Source organism: Celerinatantimonas sediminis (genome assembly GCF_046054195.1).
GTDB lineage: Bacteria > Pseudomonadota > Gammaproteobacteria > Enterobacterales > Celerinatantimonadaceae > Celerinatantimonas.
The window spans coordinates 18,531-40,370 of the sequence record NZ_JBEQCS010000013.1 but is presented as its reverse complement, the minus strand read 5'-3'; the positions used below and the strand labels follow the sequence as shown (position 1 = coordinate 40,370).

General features: G+C 42.7%; 21 protein-coding genes. 8 read left to right on the top strand and 13 right to left on the bottom strand.

Annotation, left to right across the window (positions count from 1 at the left end; genetic code table 11):
* Positions 1-70 precede the first annotated feature (70 nt).
* Together ABTQ23_RS14465 and ABTQ23_RS14460 are read left to right on the top strand one after the other, a co-directional pair.
* The gene (locus ABTQ23_RS14465) at positions 71-1,960 is read left to right on the top strand and encodes a SurA N-terminal domain-containing protein (protein WP_408616452.1); all 1,890 of its coding nucleotides are present in this window, start codon (positions 71-73) and stop codon (positions 1,958-1,960) included.
* Positions 1,953-2,360 (top strand): DUF2850 domain-containing protein, encoded by a 408-nt coding sequence (locus tag ABTQ23_RS14460; protein ID WP_408616451.1) that lies wholly within the window; start codon positions 1,953-1,955, stop codon positions 2,358-2,360. Before ABTQ23_RS14465 ends, ABTQ23_RS14460 begins: the two co-directional genes overlap by 8 nt.
* A gap of 53 nt (positions 2,361-2,413) precedes the next feature.
* Here the strand turns inward: ABTQ23_RS14460 and fabV are convergent, their stop codons facing one another.
* From fabV to ABTQ23_RS14435, 5 genes are all read right to left on the bottom strand, one after another.
* Positions 2,414-3,613 carry an enoyl-ACP reductase FabV gene (fabV, locus tag ABTQ23_RS14455; protein WP_408616450.1) on the bottom strand — a complete coding sequence of 400 codons (1,200 nt, stop codon included), beginning with the start codon at positions 3,611-3,613 and terminating at the stop codon, positions 2,414-2,416.
* Positions 3,614-3,719: 106 nt separating this feature from the next.
* Positions 3,720-4,499 carry a peptide ABC transporter ATP-binding protein gene (locus tag ABTQ23_RS14450; protein WP_408616449.1) on the bottom strand — a complete coding sequence of 260 codons (780 nt, stop codon included), beginning with the start codon at positions 4,497-4,499 and terminating at the stop codon, positions 3,720-3,722.
* Positions 4,496-5,494, bottom strand: a complete 999-nt coding sequence (locus ABTQ23_RS14445) for a peptide ABC transporter ATP-binding protein (RefSeq protein ID WP_408616448.1) — start codon at positions 5,492-5,494, stop codon at positions 4,496-4,498. The genes ABTQ23_RS14450 and ABTQ23_RS14445 overlap by 4 nt, the downstream gene beginning before the upstream one ends.
* Complete coding sequence (locus tag ABTQ23_RS14440) at positions 5,494-6,384, bottom strand: ABC transporter permease subunit (protein WP_408616447.1); 891 nt, start codon at positions 6,382-6,384, stop codon at positions 5,494-5,496. Before ABTQ23_RS14440 ends, ABTQ23_RS14445 begins: the two co-directional genes overlap by 1 nt.
* Positions 6,371-7,339 (bottom strand): ABC transporter permease, encoded by a 969-nt coding sequence (locus tag ABTQ23_RS14435; RefSeq protein WP_408616446.1) that lies wholly within the window; start codon positions 7,337-7,339, stop codon positions 6,371-6,373. Before ABTQ23_RS14435 ends, ABTQ23_RS14440 begins: the two co-directional genes overlap by 14 nt.
* A 350-nt stretch (positions 7,340-7,689) precedes the next feature.
* Between ABTQ23_RS14435 and ABTQ23_RS14430 the strand changes: the two genes are divergently transcribed.
* The 5 genes from ABTQ23_RS14430 to leuB all read left to right on the top strand — a co-directional run bounded on the left by ABTQ23_RS14430 (position 7,690) and on the right by leuB (position 13,142).
* Positions 7,690-9,054 carry a YcjX family GTP-binding protein gene (locus tag ABTQ23_RS14430; RefSeq protein WP_408616445.1) on the top strand — a complete coding sequence of 455 codons (1,365 nt, stop codon included), beginning with the start codon at positions 7,690-7,692 and terminating at the stop codon, positions 9,052-9,054.
* Between the two features lie 44 nt (positions 9,055-9,098).
* Positions 9,099-10,109 carry a TIGR01620 family protein gene (locus ABTQ23_RS14425; RefSeq protein WP_408616444.1) on the top strand — a complete coding sequence of 337 codons (1,011 nt, stop codon included), beginning with the start codon at positions 9,099-9,101 and terminating at the stop codon, positions 10,107-10,109.
* 56 nt (positions 10,110-10,165) lie between these two features.
* Positions 10,166-10,495: a 4a-hydroxytetrahydrobiopterin dehydratase gene (locus tag ABTQ23_RS14420; RefSeq protein ID WP_408616443.1), complete on the top strand. Its 330-nt coding sequence runs from the start codon at positions 10,166-10,168 to the stop codon at positions 10,493-10,495.
* Between the two features lie 2 nt (positions 10,496-10,497).
* Complete coding sequence (locus ABTQ23_RS14415; RefSeq protein ID WP_408616442.1) at positions 10,498-11,940, top strand: TyrR/PhhR family helix-turn-helix DNA-binding protein; 1,443 nt, start codon at positions 10,498-10,500, stop codon at positions 11,938-11,940.
* A gap of 98 nt (positions 11,941-12,038) precedes the next feature.
* Complete coding sequence (gene leuB / locus ABTQ23_RS14410) at positions 12,039-13,142, top strand: 3-isopropylmalate dehydrogenase (RefSeq protein WP_408616441.1); 1,104 nt, start codon at positions 12,039-12,041, stop codon at positions 13,140-13,142.
* Positions 13,143-13,233: 91 nt separating this feature from the next.
* On the opposite strand, the gene ABTQ23_RS14405 is transcribed toward leuB, so the two are convergent.
* The 3 genes from ABTQ23_RS14405 to ABTQ23_RS14395 form a co-directional block, all read right to left on the bottom strand.
* Complete coding sequence (locus ABTQ23_RS14405) at positions 13,234-13,443, bottom strand: cold-shock protein (protein WP_408616440.1); 210 nt, start codon at positions 13,441-13,443, stop codon at positions 13,234-13,236.
* Positions 13,444-13,679: 236 nt separating this feature from the next.
* Positions 13,680-14,090: a SufE family protein gene (locus tag ABTQ23_RS14400; protein ID WP_408616439.1), complete on the bottom strand. Its 411-nt coding sequence runs from the start codon at positions 14,088-14,090 to the stop codon at positions 13,680-13,682.
* Positions 14,087-15,301, bottom strand: a complete 1,215-nt coding sequence (locus ABTQ23_RS14395) for an aminotransferase class V-fold PLP-dependent enzyme (protein WP_408616438.1) — start codon at positions 15,299-15,301, stop codon at positions 14,087-14,089. The genes ABTQ23_RS14400 and ABTQ23_RS14395 overlap by 4 nt, the downstream gene beginning before the upstream one ends.
* Before the next feature lie 446 nt (positions 15,302-15,747).
* On the opposite strand from ABTQ23_RS14395, the gene nhaD reads away from it, so the two are divergent.
* Positions 15,748-17,181, top strand: a complete 1,434-nt coding sequence (gene nhaD / locus ABTQ23_RS14390) for a sodium:proton antiporter NhaD (RefSeq protein WP_408616437.1) — start codon at positions 15,748-15,750, stop codon at positions 17,179-17,181.
* A gap of 284 nt (positions 17,182-17,465) precedes the next feature.
* On the opposite strand, the gene ABTQ23_RS14385 is transcribed toward nhaD, so the two are convergent.
* The 5 genes from ABTQ23_RS14385 to ABTQ23_RS14365 form a co-directional block, all read right to left on the bottom strand.
* A complete protein-coding gene (locus ABTQ23_RS14385) occupies positions 17,466-17,801 on the bottom strand; it encodes an SUI1 family translation initiation factor (protein ID WP_408616436.1) in 336 nt (111 codons plus the stop codon).
* Positions 17,802-17,863: 62 nt separating this feature from the next.
* Positions 17,864-18,109 carry a FeoC-like transcriptional regulator gene (locus ABTQ23_RS14380; protein ID WP_408616529.1) on the bottom strand — a complete coding sequence of 82 codons (246 nt, stop codon included), beginning with the start codon at positions 18,107-18,109 and terminating at the stop codon, positions 17,864-17,866.
* Positions 18,109-20,448 carry a Fe(2+) transporter permease subunit FeoB gene (gene feoB, locus ABTQ23_RS14375; protein WP_408616435.1) on the bottom strand — a complete coding sequence of 780 codons (2,340 nt, stop codon included), beginning with the start codon at positions 20,446-20,448 and terminating at the stop codon, positions 18,109-18,111. Before feoB ends, ABTQ23_RS14380 begins: the two co-directional genes overlap by 1 nt.
* Positions 20,445-20,723 carry a FeoA family protein gene (locus ABTQ23_RS14370; RefSeq protein WP_408616434.1) on the bottom strand — a complete coding sequence of 93 codons (279 nt, stop codon included), beginning with the start codon at positions 20,721-20,723 and terminating at the stop codon, positions 20,445-20,447. The genes feoB and ABTQ23_RS14370 overlap by 4 nt, the downstream gene beginning before the upstream one ends.
* 230 nt (positions 20,724-20,953) lie before the next feature.
* Positions 20,954-21,838 (bottom strand): LysR family transcriptional regulator, encoded by an 885-nt coding sequence (locus ABTQ23_RS14365; RefSeq protein ID WP_408616528.1) that lies wholly within the window; start codon positions 21,836-21,838, stop codon positions 20,954-20,956.
* Positions 21,839-21,840 lie beyond the last annotated feature (2 nt).

Below are 21,840 nucleotides of genomic sequence, written 5' to 3'. Positions count from 1 at the left end.
GATTTTAAATTATTGAGCGCATCATGGATGCGCTTTTTCGTTATCTATAGCAGTGAAGAGTGAAACCAGAATGTTGGAGAAGATTCAGGAAGGTGGCCAGGGGCTAATTATTAAGATTATCCTATGCCTTATTATCATCTCATTTGCCCTGGCTGGGATTGGGAGCTATCTTGGTTCATCCGGCGGTAGTTATGCCGCAAAGGTCAACGGGGAAACAATATCGGAAGCTGAATTTCAGCAGGCTTATCAGCAACAGCGTAGTCAGATGCAGCAGCGTTATGGTAGTGCCTTTTCTCAGTTAGCCGATAATCCTCAATATATTGCTCAATTAAAACAAGGTGTCTTGGCTCGGTTAGTTAATCAAAAGCTCATTGATCAAGAGTCTGAAAAATTGGGTATTGCAGTGAGCGATAAGCAAGTTGAAGATAATATTAAAAATATGGATGCATTCAAACAAAATGGTAAGTTTGACAATGCATTGTTTCTTCAGCGCTTACAAAGCAATGGCCTGACCGCAGTACGTTTCAGTCAACTTATTCGCACTGATATGCAAAATACGCAGTTGCAGCAGGCTCTATTTGAGTCACAATTTGTTTTAAACAATGAAGTAAAACAATTGGGCAATTTGCAGGCTCAGACTCGTAGTTTTCATTATGTGCATGTACCAGAAGAGAATTTTGCAGGTACTATAAAAGTCTCTGATAAAGAGGTGAAAGCCTATTATCAGCAGCATCAAGAACAGTTCCGCTCGCCTGAAACAGTCGATATCAATTATATTTTGCTGGATGCTAAATCAATTGCTAATTCCATTAACGTGACAGATGAGCAGGCAAAACAATATTTTCATGAGCATGCAGACCAATATCAGTTGCCTGTTCAGCGCCATGTTGCACATATCTTAATTAAACCAGGTAAAGATCCGCAAAAAGCGCAAGCCGAAGCTGAGAAGCTGGAAAAAGAGCTGAAAAATGGTGCCGATTTTGCCACGTTGGCTAAAAAATATTCTCAGGATCAATTTAGTGCCAAAAAAGGTGGTGACCTTGATTGGTTCCAGAAAGGTGTCATGCCTAAAGCTTTTGATAAAGCGGCTTTTGGTTTAGCTAAAGTTGGGGACATCAGTGGAGTGGTTAAAACTAAGTATGGTTATCACATCATTAAACTGCTAGGTGTACAAGATTCGAAACTGCCTCCTTTTGCCAGAGTGAAAGATAAAATCGTCAAAAAAGTTCAGCAAGATCAGGCAATGACCAAGTTTTATGATGTTTCTCAGAAGCTCAATAACCTTACCTATGAGTCGCCTGATTCCTTGGATGAAACTGCTAAAAAGTTAGGTTTAAAATTAGAAACAGCTAAAGGTGTTTCTCGTGATAATCTGCCTAAAGATATTGATTCACAGCAGGCGATTGAACAAATCTTCTCTAAAGATGCAATCGAGAAACAGCAAAACAGCCCGATTATTAATTTGAGCCCTGAACAGGCACTGGTTGTGCGAGTAACTGGCCATAAAGCTGCATCAGTTAAACCTTTTGACAAAGTCAAAGAAGATGCCAAGCAAGCTTTAGTTACAGAAAAAGCAATTCAACAAGCGCAGGATTATGCAAATAAACTTGCAAGTGTTGCTGATAAGAGCGCTGAGTTTGACAAGCTTCTCCAAGCTCAAAACCTGAAATTACAACGGGCATCGGATGTCGCTCGTAATGATCAGAAACTCGACCAACAGGTTGTTAGTGAAGCATTTACAATGGCTCACCCTAAAGATGGTAAACATCCAGCCAAAGCTATTAAAACGGCGACAGGTGATGCTTTCGTGATTACGCTAGATCAAATTAATCAGCCTAAGGTTGATGACAATCTGAAACAACAGATCCTTAAACAGTGGCCATCACAATTAGCCAACGAAGATTACCGTTTATTGCTAGACTATCTAAAAAGCAAAGCGGATATTTCTTATAATGGTTAAAACTGGTCAGTATGGTCGGCTGCTGATTACTCGGCAGTGGGCCTTTCTGGTGTTAGCTCTGTTGGGGGTAGGAATAGGAGTCGGACTTTTTGTCTATTTCTCTTTATTTTACAACCCCCATACGGTTAATCCGATTATTGGTAAATGGAGAAGTGAAGAGCCATACTTTGGCACAACTGAGTATTTGCAGTTTTCTGCACAGGGTGTGATTCAGGATGGGAGCTTAATTCATACTACATATAAAATTCGTAATAACACAATTTATGTTGAAACGAATTTAGGTGAGCATAAGTATGTAATATCTCATGACCGAATGCGATTATTTATCCATAAGCCACGTGTCGGTAAATTAACTTATCTTCGAGTAGGGCCCTTGCCCAAAGAGCTCCAACCAGATTAAAAAAAGCCACCTTAATTAAGGTGGCTTTCTCATTACTGAGTCATTGAAGTGAATTAGGCTTCAATCGGACTAAATTCAACAATTGGGCTAATATCTGCGTCGTAATCTACGCCATCTAAACCAAATCCGAATAAACGCATAAATTCATTTTTATAGAATTGATACGCTGTTTTTTCCTGAAGATTTTCTGTCGTGATTTGTGGCCACATTTCGTGGCAAGCAGATTGAACATCGTCACGCAGTTCCCAGTCGTCTAAGCGGACTCGATTTTGCTCATCAAGAGGAATCTGACTGTCTTGGCCATAAAGGCGTTGTTCAAATAAACGCTGAATTTGCTCAATGCAGCCTTCATGAATGCCTTTTTCCTGCATGACCTTAAAGACCATCGCTAGGTACAAAGGCATCACTGGAATTGCTGCACTAGCTTGTGTAACAACACTTTTTAGCACTGCAACATTAGCACCGCCATTGAGCTCTTCTAAACTTGCATTGATTTGAGCTGCTGCGCGATCAAGGTCTTTTTTCGCCTGACCGATAGTGCCATGCCAATAGATAGGCCATGTTAAGTCTGCACCAATATAGCTATAGGCAACGCTGCGAGCTCCTTGAGCTAATACACCCGCTTCTTTTAAGGTACTCATCCAGAGTTCCCAATCTTCGCCGCCCATGACTTTAATTGTATTATCAATTTCTTCTTGGGTTGCAGGCTCAACAGTTGCTTCAAACAATTCGTCTTTATTGGTGTCAACAGCCGTTGCTGTATAAGTTTCACCAATAGGTTTTAAAGTAGAACGGATAAGTTCGCCAGTATCTGGCATTTTACGAACAGGTGAAGCCAGAGAATAGACAACTAAGTCAACTTGGCCTAAATCGGCTTTGATTTGATCAATTGTGACTTGGCGAATTTCATTAGAGAACGCATCACCATTAATGCTTTTGGCATAGAGTCCTTGAGCGTGTGCGGCTTTTTCAAATGCTGCACTGTTATACCAGCCAGCTGAGCCTGGTTTTTTTTCTTTTGGTGCTTTTTCTAAAAAGACTCCTAAAGTAGAAGCCCCGCCACCAAATGCAGCGGTAATTCGTGAGGCTAGGCCATACCCAGTTGATGCACCAATCACCAAAACCCGTTTTGGGGCGTTAGCGATTACACCTTTGCTTTTTACATAGCTAATCTGCTCATTAACATTAGCTTCACAGCCTGTAGGATGGGTAGTCGTGCAAATAAATCCACGAATTTTAGGTTTAATAATCATCTATATGGTTCCTTTGGCTTATTCAGTTGTTAACTGGATAAGGCGAATGTAAAACGCGTATATCATACCATAACTGCGGGCTAATCTAGTTAGCCCTGAGCAAACATTACTTTTTGAAGTCAGTATAGTAAGCATTGAGCAGGCGTTGAGTCACACTGTGCTGCGGGCTTTCAAATAGAGTTTTAGTTTGTGTCCATTCGATAATTTCGCCCTGATGCATTACCGCGACCTGGTCACTCATATGGCTAACCATACCTAAGTCGTTGGAGACTAAAATATAACTCAAGCCAAATCGTTCTTGCAGCTCTAATAATAGGTTAATGATTTGTGAACGTACAGAGACATCCAATGATGAAATACTTTCATCGGCGATAATGATTTTAGGGTTAAGAATAAGGGCTCGCGCCAAAGCAACACGCTGCTTTTGGCCATTACTGAGCATTTGTGGATAATATTGCGCATGTTCTGGGAGTAAGCCTACCAGTTTTAAAGTCGAAGCAATGCGCTCAGAACGCTGGCGATCACTCATATAAGTATTTAGCGCAAGTGGGACTTCTAAGATACGTCCAATCCGGTTACGTGGATTTAACGAGGTATTCGGGTCTTGAAAAATCATTCGGACCAGTTTGCAGCGCTTAGCGTTTTCACCGTAGTGAAGCACTTCGCCATTGATACTAATTTCGCCCTCACTGGGGCGATTTAGGCCAGCAATGAGTCGTGCTAACGTGGATTTGCCTGAGCCTGATTCACCCACGAGCGATAATGTATGCCCCTGTTTTAAAGTAAGATTGACCGACTTTAAAATTGGCACGTTATGACGTTTAAACCAGTTATCATGAACACGAATATATTGGGATAAATTAGTGACTTCTAATAACGCACTCATCCATTATCCTCTTCAAAGTTCAGTGGGTAATGACAGGCAAAATAGTGGCTTTTAAACTGTTTAAGCGCTGGCTGCTGTACACATTCTCGCTGGGCTCTAGGACAGCGCGGACCGAGGCGGCAGCCAATAGGCAGATGTTGCAAAGAGGGGGTTGCTCCAGGCAATGAGGGTAAGCGGCTTTTTGGCACTAACCCATCCAGATAATTAGGTACAGCATTAATTAAGGCTGAAGTATAAGGGTGATGTGGATTATCTAATACTTGTTTAGATTGGCCAGATTCAACCGTTTGGCCGCAATATAAAACGGTGACCTGATCGGCTAAATCAGCCAGTGTTCGAAAATCATGGTTGATCAGCAACACTGCCGTATTATTGAGCTTGCTCAGTTTATCGAGCAGACGCAAAATCTGCATGGCGGTTGTGGTTTCCATCGATGTGGTTGGTTCATCTGCAACCAACAGCCGTGGCTGACCTGCAATTGCCATCGCGATCATAATCTTCTGACAGATCCCATCGGAGAGCTGATAAGGGTAGCTGCGCATAATGCGGCGTGGATTCTTAATCCCAACTCGGTGTAATAAGTTTCGCGCTTCTTTATGACGCCATCCAATTCGTTGCCATATTTTGCCTTTAAATAGACTCCACGGAATTGCTTCGATAAGCTGTTCGCCGATTTTCTCTGCGGGGTCCAAGCAGCTTGCAGGTTCCTGAAAGATCATCGCAATTTCTCGGCCCATGATCTGGCGGCGCTGTTTAGGCGTTAAACTCAGCAAATCTAATTTGCCAAGTCGCATGCGGTCTGCTCGGATTCGCCAAGTCGGTTTGGTTACGCCTAGGAGCGCTTTAGCGATAAGACTTTTGCCAGAGCCTGATTCGCCAACTAGCGCGCGAATTTCGCCCTCTGCCATGGTCAAACTAACTCGTTCGACCGCTTTGACCAATCCCGTTGGCGTCTCAATTTCAATCGTTAAATTACGGATATCGAGTAATGCCATTATTCGATCCCCTCATTAAGCGCTTGTCTTAAACCTTCGCCAACTACGTTGACCGACAGAATACAAATGACAACCGCAATGCCTGGCAGTGTGACGGTCCAAGGTGCAACGAGCAAAAGGTCGCGGCTGGCCGACATCATCGCACCCCATTCTGGTAAAGGAGGCTGAGCGCCAATGCCAATGAAACCTAAAGCAGCAATATCCAAAATGGCTGATGAAAGCGCGCGAGTGGTTTGGCTGACAATGGTTTCTAGAATATTAGGTAAAATTCCATACTTAAGAATATGAAAATTAGATGCGCCATCAAGTTTGATGGCCATCAGATATTCCTTTTGCATCTGTTCAACAACCGCTGAGAATGTTGAACGAATGAATTTAGGAATTTGCGCTAATGTCACGGCAAGGATGGTCGTCTCAAGCCCCATGCCAATAAGAGAGACAAATAGCAGCGCAAGTAACAGCGATGGAATCGATAGCGTGGTATCCATCAAGTGGTGTAAAACGCTTGATTTTATGCCTCGGGTTACCCCAGCGAGGATCCCAATTGGAACGCCAACAAATAGCGCGATTAAAATGACAATCAGTGCACCACCAAAGGTAAGTTGCGTGCCATAAATTAGCCGCGATAAAACATCTCGTCCTAAATCATCGGTGCCTAAAAAATGATCCATTGATCCAAGGTCATCCCACGATGGCGGGATTAACAAATGGGAACTCATCTGGTTGATTGGATGTACCACCAGATAAGGGCCTGCGATAGCTAAAATAATAAAGCCAAGCAACACCCAAAATGCGATCATCGCTAGTCGATTATTATGAAAATTGCGCCAGATCCGAACGGGTGTTGAAGGAATATACTCTTCAGCAAAGATATTATTAGAGTTGCTCATAAATCTCCTTGCGACGAATTGGGTAGGTTAGCGCTGTGAAAAGGTCAGTTAAGACCGTTGCACAGATAACAAAGCTGGCAACCACCAACATCCCGCCCCGGATCGCAACATAATCATGTTGATACACGGCACTAATCAGCCATTGGCCAATTCCGGGCCATGAAAATACAGTTTCAGTGACCATTGCCATGGTTAACACACTACCAAACTGTAAGCCTAAGGTTGGAAATACATTCGGCAGGGTGTTGCGAAGCGCATGACGAAAGACAATTTCTGATTTTGATAATCCTTTAAGCGCAGCGGCTTTAATATAGTTCTCTTGCATGACTTTGGTCATCGCACTCGAGAGCTGACGAATCACTTCAGTGGTTGGCAAAATAGCTAACACCAGTGCTGGCAGTGCTAAGTGATGCAATACCGACATAACCGCTACGTGGCGAATCTGTGCTGGCATTAAAAAAGCGTCAATTAAACTAAAGCCTGTGACATGGGGTATATAAAGCAGCGGGTCAAAGCGTCCTGCCACTGGAAACCATCCCAATTCAAGGGAAAAATTCATCACGAATAAGATGGCTAGCCAGAAAACCGGAATACTATATCCGATCATCGTTAAACTAATGATAACGCGCCGAATCCAATGTTGGCGGAATAATCCACAAATGGTTCCTAAAGGAACCCCAATGATCAGTGAAATGATAAATGATGCAAAACACAGCTCCAATGTTGCTGGAAACACGCGCAAGATGTCGTGCATGACTTCATGTCCGCTCACGGGGGAAATCCCTAATTGACCATGCAAATTATCCCAAACAAATTGACCAAATAAGAAGACTAAATTTCCATGCTCAGGGACAACTCCGCCATTTTGATAGCGATCTAATCCAAACGCAATCAGGTTAAGAATAAGCAGCGTTATCAGCAACAGCATGATACGTCTGATGAAGTAACGTAGCATCGTTTACTTCCTGTCGTTAATCGTTAAGGCAATCCTTTACAGCATTACCAGCATAGTATTTAAGATGATTGACTAAGGTCGAATCGCATTCATCATCAATAAACATGATATATAAAATAAGAGTATATGATGATTTTGGGAACGAATTATAAAAGCCTCTGGTCATCAGTATCTACCGTTTTGGCATTTTTTTTTGTTTTAACGTCAATAAAGAGCCAAATTTTCAGCTATTTTGCTCTAAGTATTGATTTTTTAATTCATACTTCAATCAGTTAAAATAAAAACATAAATTGACAGAGTGTCAAATTCGTTATCTGATGAGCGTTTAGCGCGGTTTAAAAGGGGGCTATTTGCATTCAAATTGGCAATCCGTCGGACGGGAATGGCTTAAAAGAGGAACAGATCAACATCTGCGAATCGCTGTCACCGGTCTGCGTCAAAGCGGTAAGACCACTTTAGTTACAGCCTTGATTGATGCCTTGCTCAATTGGCAAAAAGCGAGATTGCCAATGTGGGAGGTCGCAGCCAGTGGACGACTGTTAGGATGCGAACAGTCTCGCTATGACTTGCTGCATATTCCAACATTTCCATATCCTGTTATGCGAGAGCAGCTTGCTAACGGTCAATGGCCGCAAGCCACCGAAACGCTCAATGAGATTCGCCTAACCATTCGTTATCAGCCAAAGGGGAGCCTTCGTCAAAAGTTGACTCCACATCGTGATTTGTTGGTTGATTTGTTTGATTATCCAGGCGAGTGGCTGCTGGACTTGCCACTGCTTGAGCAGTCTTACCTGCAATGGAGTGATAATGTTAGGCGAAATCTTGAATCAGACCCGTTGGCCGAGCCCTTTTTACGCAAACTGAGCGCGTTAGATCCATCATCAAACGCAACCGATATCCCAATCAAAGAAATTACTCAAGATTATCGCCAATACTTGGTTACATCGCGTAAGCAGGGGGGGTATTGGCTCACTCCCGGTAGACAGTTATTGCCTGGTGAGCTCAAAGATGCGCCTGTGTTAGATTTCTTTCCTTGGGTTGGCAAAATCGCAACCAATGACAAACAATATTCAAAACATAGTTGTTTTAAAGTGCTACGCCAGCGTTATGACTATTACCGATCTCATATCGTCACTCCTTTTTATAAAGAACACTTTAGTCGCTTTGATCGACAAGTCGTGTTGGTTGATGTCCTCGATGCGCTGAATCATGGCCCGGTTGCGGTTTCGCAGTTGCAAAAAGCGCTCAGTGAAGTATTAAAAAGCTTTAATTATGGCCGGCGCAGTTTGTTAAATCGGCTTTTCTCTCCGCGCGTTGACAAAGTTGTGTTTGCAGCAACGCAAGCCGATCGTATTACGATGGATCAATATCCGGCATTATCGTTATTAATCGATGATTTACTGGCTAATGCGATGGGCCGATTACGGTTTAATGGGATTGACTATCAAACGATGGTCACAAGTGCTGTGGTTGCAACAGAGCAGGGTAAAATTCAAAATAAACCGGCGCTTAGAGGTAAAGAGTTAAGTTCTGGACAATGGTTAAATGTATTTCCTGGAGGGGTTCCCAAAGAAGTTCCAGAGCCTCATTTTTGGAATACTCATCAGTTTGATTACCCATCATTTTCGCCCATAGCAACGCCAATGGGGTCTCCAATGAAACATATGCGCCTTGATGCACTGCTTGAATATCTGATTGGCGATAAACTTGTTTAATCTATTTTTGACACATATGTGTTGCGCTGAGCAAGGAGGTCGATATGAGTAAACTCGCTCAACGAGAAAATTTTTCAGCTCCGGTAGAAAATGAATCACCTGCGAAAGAGATATTGTCAGAGCGCATTGATTTTGCCGATGAACCTAACTGGCAACAGGTGGATGATAACGAATATGGCGATGATTTATCATTTGCTGTGGACAAACCGTCGCAAAATCTAAAACTCCAATGGTATTGGAAAGTTTTAGCACTAGGATTGGTTGTGATTATCCTCTGGCCATTAGTGCAGGCGATAGAGCAGTTAATTTTTCAGCCGTGGGGAGCCAACTCATTGTTTGCCATTGCGGTTTTAGTCGTCGGGTTTATTGTTTTTATCGGCATCATGCGAGAGCTTTGGGCGGTGTATCGTTTTAAAAAACGCGCAAAACTTGATTTATCTGCCCAGTCTTGCGCATCTGGAACATCAAAGCAGAAATTAATCGTACATTTGAATCAGATGGCGCAGAGCATGGGAGAAAATAGTGATACGTGGCAAAGCGCATTAGAGCCATATCATGAAGCTCGTGAAATTTTGGTCTTATTTGAAAATAAAGTTCTCAGTGCACAAGACCAAAAGGCAAAAAAATTAGTCCTTCGTTATAGCTCTCAATCCGCCGTTATGTTGGCTTTAAGTCCTTCTGCAAGTTTGGATATGGCGTTGATGATGTGGCGAAATTTAACGATGATGCGACAGATAGCTCGCCTATACGGATTACCTTCAGGCATGATGATGCAAACGTTATTGGTTAAAACTGTCTTAGCGAATATTGCATTTGCGGGTGTTTCACAGGTTATTAGTGACATGGGCGTGGAAATGATGGGCGCGAGTTTAACCCGTAAATTATCAGCCAGCGCTGCTGATGGCTTAAGTGCCGGGTTGCTAACCGCTCGTTTGGGATATCAATGCTTACAAGTCTGTCGGCCCTTTAAACTGTCCCACGAACAGATGCCTAAACTTGCTTCAGTGCAGCGACAATTATTAAAAGATATTGTGCAAATCTCTGGCAAGGGGTGATTTTTGCCTATCGAATCGGCTATATTGGATTTATGAGGAGTTAAGGAGTGCCACAGATGGCTAAGAATGAACAAACCCAAGCCAACGCGTTAGATCAGTCGCAAATATCCCAATTGCTCTCTCATCTGGATCATTGGCAATTGCAACATACTGACAGCGGTTATCACTTGGTTAAGAAATATCGCTGTGCTCAATTTGCTGATTCAATGTTGTTAGCCAATCAAATTGCTAACATGGCTCAGCTTGAGAATCATCATCCACGCTTGACGATCCAGTCTCAATGGGTTCAGGTGTGTTGGTGGAGTGAGTCCTGCCAGGGCCTCACTGAAATGGATTTCATTATGGCTGCGCGCTGTGATGAACTGGCAGAACGAAATGTAGGGTAATTATGACTTGTTTGGAAATAGTATGCCCTTGTGGCGTTGATGTTATTTCCTCAGTTTTTGATGTATTGAATCAGTATCAAGTCAGTCTTGAAGCGATTGAATCTAATCAGGCTGGGTATCTGTATGTCACTATTTCAAAAGTTGAGTTTAGTGATTTAACACAGATGCTTGGAACATTGCGCCGCAATGAGCAAATCTATGATGCTCGTACAGTAGATGTTGTCCCTTCTGAGCTTGAACGTCGGGAATTGCAGTTATTACTCAACCAGATTTCTTATCCCGTTATCTTAATTGACCGCAATGGTTCAATTTTACAAACCAATCAAGCGGTCAGTTATGTATGCCAATGTTTAATGAGCGAGCTTATTGGCCAACCATTGGCTGATTGGGTCAAGGGATTTTCGATTACCCGGTGGCTTGGGCGCGATAATGGTCGCCCTGAAGTGACAGAAGTCTATTTAGGGGGGCGAGCCTACCGCGCATATGTTGAGCCGTTAGTTGATAATTTAGCGCTTTCCCATCTTCCCAGTGCCTTAATGAGTTTTCGCCCTGATAGCCAATTTATTCCGGATTTAGATTTAGCTAGCATTCGCGACAGCTTTGCCCCATTTGGTTTAATCGCTCATGACCCAGAATATATTCAGATTATCGAGCAGATAAAAGAGATAGCTAGTTTACCAAGATCGTTGCTGATCTATGGCGAAGTTGGCACGGGGAAAAGGTTTTGTGCGCAGTTGCTTAACCACTTTCGTGGCCATTCTGTGGGCCAAATGACAGTGATTTCAGGGCCGATTAATGATGAGGCGTTAGACGAGCAATTACTTGATCTAGCGGCTAGTCGGCCTGAGATGGTGCTGGTTTATCAGGTCGAAAATTTCACCTCTGAACAAATATTTCGCATTATTGCGCAAATGCATTTTGTCGCTCAGGTAGTTTATACATCATTATTATCGCCAGAGGAACTTATTGAGCAACATGGCGAGGTATCTTTTTATAGCGCTGTGGGACAGGTCATTCGCCTGCCACCTCTTCGTGAGCGTCCAGAAGATGGCGTTCAACTGGCGCAAGCCTGGTTGAACGAGCATTTTATTAGCCGAGGGGTACAATCACCAATTTTAAGCCGTTCAGTGCAACAATTTATCAAAAAATGTCAGTGGCCAGGTAATATTACCCAACTATTGCAGGTGTTACGTGATACTATAGCACATACTGGTCTTCGCGCCTGGACCACGAAAGATATTCGTTACGGCAGCCAAAGTGCTAATCCAGAAAGTACGATTAGCGGCTTGCTTGATAAAGATTATCACCAGGCGATGGCAGATTTTGAAAAATTGCTTTTAAGCTACTATTACCCGCAGTTTCCAAGTACCAGAGCATTAGCTAAAAAACTGGGACTATCACATACGGCTGTAGCTAAAAAGCTTAAAGAACATAAAATTACTTAAACCTTAAAGATTCTCAGCAACATTTTGGGCAGCTAGTTTGCTTTTGCAAAATCGCTGTTTAGTTCGAGAAATTAAGGATATATCTTCAGGAGTTGCGAATGAAACAGTATAAAATTGCATTGCTGGCTGGCGATGGGATTGGTCCAGAAATCATGAATGAAGCGGTAAAAGTGCTTAAAGCCGTTGAAAAACGTCACGCTGATGTGAGCTTTGATTTGCAGGAAGCCCTATTTGGTGCAGCTGCCTATTTTGAAACTGGTAAATCGTTCCCTGAAGAAACGATAAAAATTTGTGATGAAGCCGATGCAATTCTTAAAGGTACAATCGGCTTAAATCATGAGCAGTCCCAGAAAATTCCGGTAGATGAACAACCTGAGCGCGGTGCTTTGTTACCCATGCGCCGTCGATATAATACCTTTGCTAACTTCCGCCCAGTGTATTTGCCTAAAGAACTGTCATTTTTTTCACCATTAAAAGAAGAAGTTATCGGTGATGGCATTGACTTTATGATTATTCGCGAGCTGGTTGGTGGGTTGTATTTCGGTGAGAAAAAAGCCGGCGTAGATGCCAATGGCAAACGCTATGTGAAAGAGCTGCTTGAATATGATGAAGATCAGATCCGAGCGATTGTTAAAGTGGCCTTTAATACAGCTCAGTCACGCAAAAAAGTACTACACAATATCCACAAAAGTAATGTTCTTAAATCAAGTGTACTGTGGAATGAAATTGTCGGTGAAGTCGGCAAAGATTACCCAGATGTTGAAGTGAAACATATCCTGGTCGATGCTGCTGCAACCTATCTTTGTCTAAATCCAAAACAATTTGATGTCATGGTTATGGAAAATATGTTTGGTGACATCTTAAGTGATTTAGGTGGCGGTATTTTGGGGTCTCTAGGTCTGATGCCTTCGGCTTGTGTTGGTCCCGAAAAATCTTATTACGAACCATCTCACGGCAGTGCTCCAGATATCGCTGGGCAGAATATCGCTAATCCGTATTCGATGATTGGCTCAGTTGCACTGATGTTGGATATGAGCTTTGGAATGAAGCAAGAAGCTAATAACCTTTGGCAGGCAATGCAAGCTGTTTTCGCACAAGGCTATTGCACGCCTGATCTTGCTAAAGGGCGAGATGTTAAATTAATTAAAACCGATGAGTTTGGTGATATGGTTGTACGTGAATTGGAAAAAATGCCCGTATAACGAATCAATATAAAGGCCATAAATTTTATGGCCTTTATAAATAAAAATAGCCGCATAATGCGGCTATTTATTTTTATTCTGTGCCGTTTACTTACAGAGGAACAACGTTCTCTGCTTGTGGGCCTTTCGGGCTTTGGCCTAAAGTAAATTCGACTTGCTGACCGTCTTTTAAGGTTTTGAAACCATCAGATTGTATTGCACTAAAATGTACGAATACATCAGGGCCTTCAGCCTGAGAAATAAAACCAAAACCTTTAGTTTCGTTAAAGAATTTAACGGTACCAGTTAATCGTGTGGACATATTATGATCCTGCATTTAATAAATTTCATATTACTTTGAAAGAACAGACGTACTTATGAGTTACAGGATCATATACATGGTCATTGAAAAACATAAATATTGCCAATCGTTTCAAACCAATCCAGTATTACACTTAGACTGAGCTGCTGCAAGAGCTTTCTAATAGGAATAAAGAAATTAAATCAATCAGTTAATATTGTTCAAAAAAATTTAATTCAAATGCGATTAATATCACATTATGTCGCTTGTAAGACAATTATTTGTCGCCAAATTGCTTGGATACCATTAATTCGTGAATCACTAATATAATGGCGTAAGCCTAATTGTTCGAGTTTACTTATTAAATCAATCGATTTTATTGATTGATGATTAGAATAATTAACCAAGCTTAATATTATTCCCATTAATCCTTTAATGATCCGCGCTTCGCTATCGCACCATAATTGATTATTTTCAGAATAAACCCAACTACGGCTTTCACATCCAGATACTTCACTTTGCTCTAGACGATAATTCTCAGGCATGGCTGGAAATTTTTTGCCCAATAATAATAATTGGCGATAGCGTTCTTCGTAACTCTTCGCTGAGCTAAATAAGGTTTCTAATTGTTGCCAGTCTGGCAATGCTGCTGCTTGTGGGTAAATCATAATAAATTAATGTTAATTGCCTGATTGAGTGAATCAATAAACCGATCGATCTCTTCAAAGGTGTTGTAGGCCGCTAATGAGACTCGAATGCTTCCTTGATGTGCCCATTGTTCGGTGATAGGCATCGCACAATGAAAGCCGCACCGTACGGCAATACGTTGTGTATTTAGCCAATCAGCTATATCAAATGGATGAACATTGTTAACCACAAACGAAATAACGCTGCAGCGTTGCTGTGGTTGGGCGAGAATAGTGAGCTCATTAATCTGTTGCAGCTGCGACTCACAATAAGCTAACAGTTGTTGTTCGTAAGCTTTTTTCCCGCTCTGATGTTCAGTTAAAAAGCTAATTGCAGTTCCCAGAGCCAGCACACCATCGATATTCGGTGTACCAGGTTCAAGGCGATAAGGCATGGCACGAAACGTCGCATTTTGATAAGTGACTTTTTGCACCATTTCGCCGCCAAATCGACTTGGATGCAATTGCTCTAAAAAATCATGTTGACCCATAATCGCACCGATGCCAGTTGGTGCATAAACCTTGTGGCCAGAAAACAGATAAGCATCACAATTGATAAATTGAAGGTCAATATCTAAATGAGCTACCGCTTGGGCACCATCAATAATAGCCAAAGCACCATGTTGATGGGCAAGTTGAGTGATTTTTTGAACATCATTGCAAACACCTAAACTGTTAGACACATGGCAGCAACAGACTAAAGCAACATCATGAGTCTCAAGTAGCTTTTGATAGCTCTGATAATCAAGGTCGCCTGTTTCAGTTGTTGGAATAATGGCAAGTGTGAGCTTGTCTCTGGCACATAGTTGTTGCCATGGAACAAGGTTGGCATGATGCTCTAAGGCTGAGACTAAGATAGTTTGCCCCGATTTAAAATGCCCGTTTAAACCATCCGCAATGCGGTTTAATCCGTCAGTTGTTCCGGATGTCCAGATAACTTCTTTGGCTGAACCGTTGAGCCACTTAGCAACAAGTGTCCGAACTTTTTCAAATTGCTGCGTTATCTCACTGGCGAGTGGGTAGGAGGAGCGGTGAACATTAGCCCTTCCTGATTGATAATAGTTGAGCAAGGTTTGACACACTTCATCAGGAATTTGTGTCGTTGCAGCGTTATCAAGATAGATCCCAAGTGTCTGTGAAGTTGAAAAACAACGAAAATGATGACGAAACTCATCGGGATTAAACAATTGCATGACGACTCTTCCATAAAAGCAGGTGCGTATTGTAACCTGATTTTAGTGAATATTTAACACTATCGGCAGATGAACGAGCTTCTCCAACTTGTATGTCAGTTCGCCTAAAAAATGAGTTTCAAAGACATGTTGGTGCAATTTTTTGAAATTTTGAATCATGATTGGTTATAGAACAACACGAATGTGAAATTATATTTCAATATAACCGCGATAGCTGATCTTCATCAATTTTGCCTGTAGCGATTCGTATCACAATTTATAACGAGTATTTTCTCGTTATAGCAAGTTATCTCTTGATTCGAAGACTAGTACTATTTATTAATCATTGGCTTATCAATGAGTCATCAATACACACAAACGGATTTGTGGTTGTTTGATAAATAGCTGCAGAGGTCTATTTATTGCTCTTTGTTGTTTAGAACGCTAATTAACTAACAGGAATGATTATGTCTAAATATCTTCGTTGGAGCGTTTGGCTGATGTTAAGCTTGAGCTTTCCCGCTTTAGCTGAGACTTCTACACCTCACCTTCAACTCGTTGGAACATCAACAGCTTGGCTCTGTTTGATTGCTTTCATTGTTGCTTATCTCTTTGTCGCAACCGAAGAGTGGACTCAGTTGCATAAGTCCAAACCGGTATTAATTGCGGCTGGTATTATCTGGTTTGCAATCGGCTTGGCCCAAAGAGGTTCCCCTCATGCGGCGTGGGTTGAACAAGCGTTTAGCTCAAACTTGGAAGAGTATGGGGAATTGTTATTGTTCCTGTTGGTCGCAATGACATATATCAACGCGATGGAAGACCGGCGAGTATTCGATAAACTGCGTTGCTGGTTGGTCAGCAAAAAACTGTCATATCGTGCATTATTTTGGTTAACCGGTATCTTGGCCTTTGTGATTTCCCCTGTGGCTGACAACATGACTACGGCGTTATTAATGTGTGCGGTCGTTGTAAAAGTTGCCAAAGGTGAGAAACGCTTTATCAATATGGCGTGTATCAATATTGTGATTGGTGCTAACGCCGGTGGTGCATTTAGTCCTTTTGGCGACATCACTACATTGATGGTCTGGCAAAAAGGGGTGGTTGAATTTAATCAATTCTTTGATTTGTTCATCCCGGCGGTGGTCAACTTCGTTATTCCTGCCGCAATTATGACTTTCTTTATTCCTCGCGGGCCCGTTAAATCAACTAACGAAGATATTTCAATGCAGCGAGGCGGTAAGCGGATTATTGCCTTATTTGTGTTAACCATTGTGACAGCGGTATATGCACATAACTCATTAGAACTGCCTCCTGTTATGGGAATGATGTTTGGTCTGGGATATTTGCAGTTAATGGGCTTTTATCTGCGTCTTACTTTCCCCAAAAAAATGGCCGCTTTGCAATCAGATGCCCATGCTCGAGGGGATCAGGAAGCGCTAAGTTACTTGGGAAGTGTGGTGCCGTTTAACGTCTTTAATCGCATTGCTAAAGCCGAGTGGGATACGCTGTTATTCTTCTATGGTGTGGTTATGTGTGTTGGCGGGTTAGGATTTGTTGGTTATCTAGAACTTGCATCTAACGCTATGTATGCCAACTGGAACCCGACTTATGCCAATATTGTGGTTGGGCTATTAAGCTCGGTTGTCGATAATATTCCGGTGATGTTCGCGGTATTGACAATGCATCCAGCAATGAGTTTAGGCCAATGGTTATTGGTGACAATGACGGCTGGGATCGGTGGTAGTTTGCTATCGATAGGTTCTGCCGCTGGCGTGGCTTTAATGGGTCAAGCTCGCGGAATGTATACCTTCTTTGGCCATTTACGTTGGTTCCCGGTGATAGCCCTTGGTTATATTGGCGCTATTGCGGTACATATTTGGCTTAATGCCGCGTTATTCTAATCAAACTTGGCGGTGCATCTTAATCGATGCACCGTTTTTATAGTATTCACCTCATCACTAATTCTTCTGCTAAACATTTGTTGGCTTGTCTTGATTGTAAGTTATTAACAATTTTGAAAATAGATAACAAGACATCCATATGGCTAGTCGCCATAAATTTTGCCGTCATAAAGCCATATTTTTATAGATGTTGATGAAATGCTGTGCAGATGTAAAAGTGCTCTAAAGAGCACTTTCTATGAAGATGAGGAATTATTCATTGCCAGTAGAGAGTAGAGAAGGGGTTAGCCTCCAGTGCGCTTAAAACGATAATCGTGAGCACTGAGCCATTTTTCAAGTGTATCCCGTTGGTCACCTTGAATCTCTATGGTATGTTCTTTCACGCTACCGCCAACGCCACAATGTTTTTTCAGAGTTTTTGCGATATCTTTCAGTTCGTTTACTGATACACCAAAACCACTTAAAACGGTTACACCCTTACCTTTGCGACCTTTTGTTTCTCGACGAAGCCGAATAACACCATCACCTTGAGGAATATCTTCAGGTTCTGGCTCTGGTGTGATTTTGCCCTGATCAGTGGAGTAAACCAACTGACTTAATTCGTCTTGTAAACTACCCATGGGTCAGCCTTTTTTAAAAACGTAATAACTGCTTAATAGTGTAGCGTCTTGCAAGCGCTGACTCAATGAGTCGTATTCCAGCGGTAAAATTCACCAGTTGGCGAATGGCACCCACCTGCAGCGCAATTGCTGCAGCTGTGACCTGAGCTACAACTTGCAGGCTCTGCTAAAATGACGCCTCGTCGCGACCAATGTTCCAAGGCTTGTTGCACCAGCGGTTTCGGTAGCTCAAGCGATGCAGCTATCTGAACATCGCTAACCAATTGATTTAATTTTATAAAGTCGCGAACGGCAAATAATGGATTCATCAAATAGACTGCTCCATTGAAACTCTGCTTTGTGCGTTTTGATATTTACCAAACCAACGCAATCCTACAATTAACGCAACAAACCCTACCGCTATACCAATGCACCAGGCTAAAGAGCTATTGGGGTGGTAGAGGTAATTACCCAGCTGATAAATCAGTGTCCCGCCAGCCCAGCCAATGGCAATCCCATAAACACTAGAGAAAGCCATCCATCCCCAGCCAACTTCGCGGCGTAATGCTCCCATGGTACTCGCGCATGGCATATAAAGCAGGATAAACACCATATAGGCAAAAGCGGATAACGGGGTAAAGCCAATGGCGAGCGCTTTTAGCGTTGCACTGCTGGCCCCTGATGCTTGGCGAGCATCGGTATCACTGCGCAGGCTTGACACCCCAAGCGGGTCACCTAATGTTGATAAGAACGTTTTTGCATTCTCTGGGATGGTTGCCAATGCATCTTTAAGTTTGTTCAAAATATCGGGATGACGATAGTTCGCCATGAGGTCATCGGTATTTTGGCGCTGGTAAATCCCATTCATGGTGCCAATGACAATTTCTTTTGCGGCAGCTCCGGCAATTAATCCTGAGACGGCTGGCCAGTTATCAGGTTTAATCCCCATCGGGGTAAAAATAGGGGTCAGAGCTCGGCTTCCTTGAGCAAGCAGTGAATGATCAATATCAGTGGTGGTTAATTTGCCATTTTGCCAACCAATACCGGGCAGAATAAATAGTACTAAACCAATGACTGCAATAACTCGCCCAACTCGGAACATAAAGATTTTTAGTCGATGCCAGCTTTGCAATAAGACACTGTTTAAGCTGGGCAGACGATAGGGGGGTAATTCCATGGCAAATGGCTGAGGATTTCCGCGAAGGGCTGTTTTTCCAAGCAACCACGCCGTTAAAAAAGCAACTAAAATCCCAATTACATAAAGCAAGAAGACAACTTGCCCACCATTTTCTCTGAAAAATACCACAGCAAATGCCATGTAAATCGTCAAACGAGCTGAACATGACATAAAAGGCTGCATCAAAACGGTCAGTATTCGCCCTCTTGGGTCTTCAATAATTCGAGACCCCATAATGGCTGGCACGTTACAGCCAAAGCCGATGACCATTGGTACTAAAGTATTTCCTGGTAAACCCATGCGCCGCATGAGTCTGTCCATCGCATAAGCTGCCCGCGCCATGTAGCCGGAGTCGTCTAATAGCGCTAAGAATAAAAATGTTAACCCGATTGGTGGAATAAAGGTAATCACCAGATTTAACCCGCCACCAATGCCACCGGCGATAATTGAAACCAGCCAATCAGGAAGACCGGCTAAATATAATACGTGGCCAACGCCGCTAATCAGCAGTGCTGAAGAACCTTGGTCGAAAAAGTCGAGCAGAATGTTGCCGCCGCTGTAACTGATAACAAATACCAAGTATAAAACGACGAGAAAAATGGGAACGCCAAACCAATCACTCAACACTAAATTGTCTAACCACGTTGTGATTTTTTGACGCCGAGGATTGGCCGCTATTTTACTAAATGCCAACTGAGCAATTTTATAGGTCCAGCCAAATCGAGCACTTGCTATCATATCGACAGGCTCTTCCCCCTGAGATTGGCGAATTTTAGCTCGTTGCTCGTCTAATATAGTATTTACTTGGGCATTATCAGTGCTTGAAAGCTCTTCAAGTAAGCGCAGTGCTGCAAAATGACGTCTTGCTGGATTAACTGATGAATCGATAGCTGCTTCAAGTTCGGCCAGGGCTGTTTGGGTATCGCTATCATATTCAACGGCAATGCCTTGGCGAGGATTTTTAAGGCTCGATTCAATTTCTTGTTCTAGCTCTTTACGGCCATGGCCTTTGCGAGCAATCATCGGAACTACCGGAATTCCTAAACTTTCACTTAACCGCGCAACTTCTGGTTTTAAGCCAAGCGATTGTGCTTCATCAACCATATTCAGCACTAGGAGCATGGGTTTGCCCATCTCTAAGAGCTCTGCCGTCATAGCTAGATGTCGTTCAAGATTTGATGCATCAACGATATTGACGACTAAGTCTACCGTTTCATCAAGTAAAAAATCTCGAGCCACGGCCTGATCGGCACTGCCTCCGCCGAGTAAGCTATAGACCCCAGGCAAATCGACCAGCTCCATTTTCTGGCCTTTAATATTCAAAAGTCCTGTGCGCCTTTCAACCGTAACCCCCGGCCAGTTCCCGATGTGCTGATGAGAACCCGTTAATAAATTAAATAGGGTGGTTTTGCCACAGTTAGGATTGCCAGCTAGTGCGATGACAGGGGCATTTTGGATATGTACTTCAGCGGTACTACAGCAATCGCTCATCGTGTTTGGTCCTCTTTGAGGTCAATAGGAGTAACTTCAATTTGCTCAATAATCTCTCTTCCCAGAGCAATACGAGCGCCCCCAGATTGAACAACCGCCCCTCGTCTTCCTGGACCATGGACAACTTTGATTGGAACTCCTTTGCGAAGTCCAAGCATCTGAATTCTTTGAATCTGTTGAGATGAGCCGTTGATTTTAAAAATGACAGCTTGATTTCCGATTTGCATCTGTTTGATGGTTTGCGGTGTACTCGCTTGGTTTGCTTGATTTGTCATGGCATCTCTGCTGGCGGTTGAGCCGTTAAATCAGTATTAAGGTCTTTGTGCCATATAAGGCGACCTGGAAACTAGAATGATAATAATTCTTTTTTATACAGAGAATTTTGATCTATATCGCCAAGAGTGCAAGCTGTATTTACAAAAATTTAAATTAAATAAATTTAATTTATCAGTAAATCAAGCTGTTATAGAATAGATTTTGAGCAGTTTATGCTGTTATAAGTGAGTTAATTTAGATATTGATTTAAAATGAGCCGTTCAAGCAAAGCGCCAGCAGGTCCTTGATGTTGAGGCCGTGAAACCACTAAATAACTGGCAAACTGGCGGGTTGCTCCCCGTCGCATCTTCAATTGAACCAGCTGCCCGGATTTTAGATATTCACTGACTAAATGTTCTGGAAGCCATGCAAAACCAAGTCCTTCGAGCAAAAGCTCTAATGCTTCACCAAAGCTTGAGAGCGTCCAACGCTGCTCTGCTTTAAGCCACCCGTGGCGATCATTTGGATGTTTACCATTATCACGGATAACCAGCTGCAAGTGTTGGGCTAGGTCATCGTACGCAATCTGCGATAGGTGGGCTAGAGGGTGCTGGCGATGGGCAACGAGTATCAGTTTGCTATAGCAAAGACATGTGCCTAAAACGCCTCTTGGCAATTCAGGAGTAATGACTAAATTGGCTTCGGCTTCTGTGATGGCTTCTTCGGTGGCAGATAAAACTGTGTCATAAACTGTTACACGAGTTCCACGGCTTTGCGGCAAGAATTGTTTTAGTGCTTGGTAAATTTTGGCCTTAGGATGAAAGTGCTCCACTGCTATTGTTAGAGTGGGTTCCCATCCTTGTTCCAATGAGCTTGCAAGCTGTTCTAAATCTTCAACTTGCTGCGTTAATAGTTCGCTGCGCCTAAGCATGACTTGGCCAATTGAAGTGAGGTGGGTTTTTCGACCTTTAACTTCTAGCAGTTGCACGCCAAGTTGGGCCTGTAATTTGGCAACTGCATGGTTTAGCGATGATTGGCTTTTATTGAGCTCTTTAGCTGCTTGGGCATAGCTGCCGCAATGTACGACAGCCTGAAATATACGCCACTGCTCAATAGTGGTACGAGCGCGATACAAAC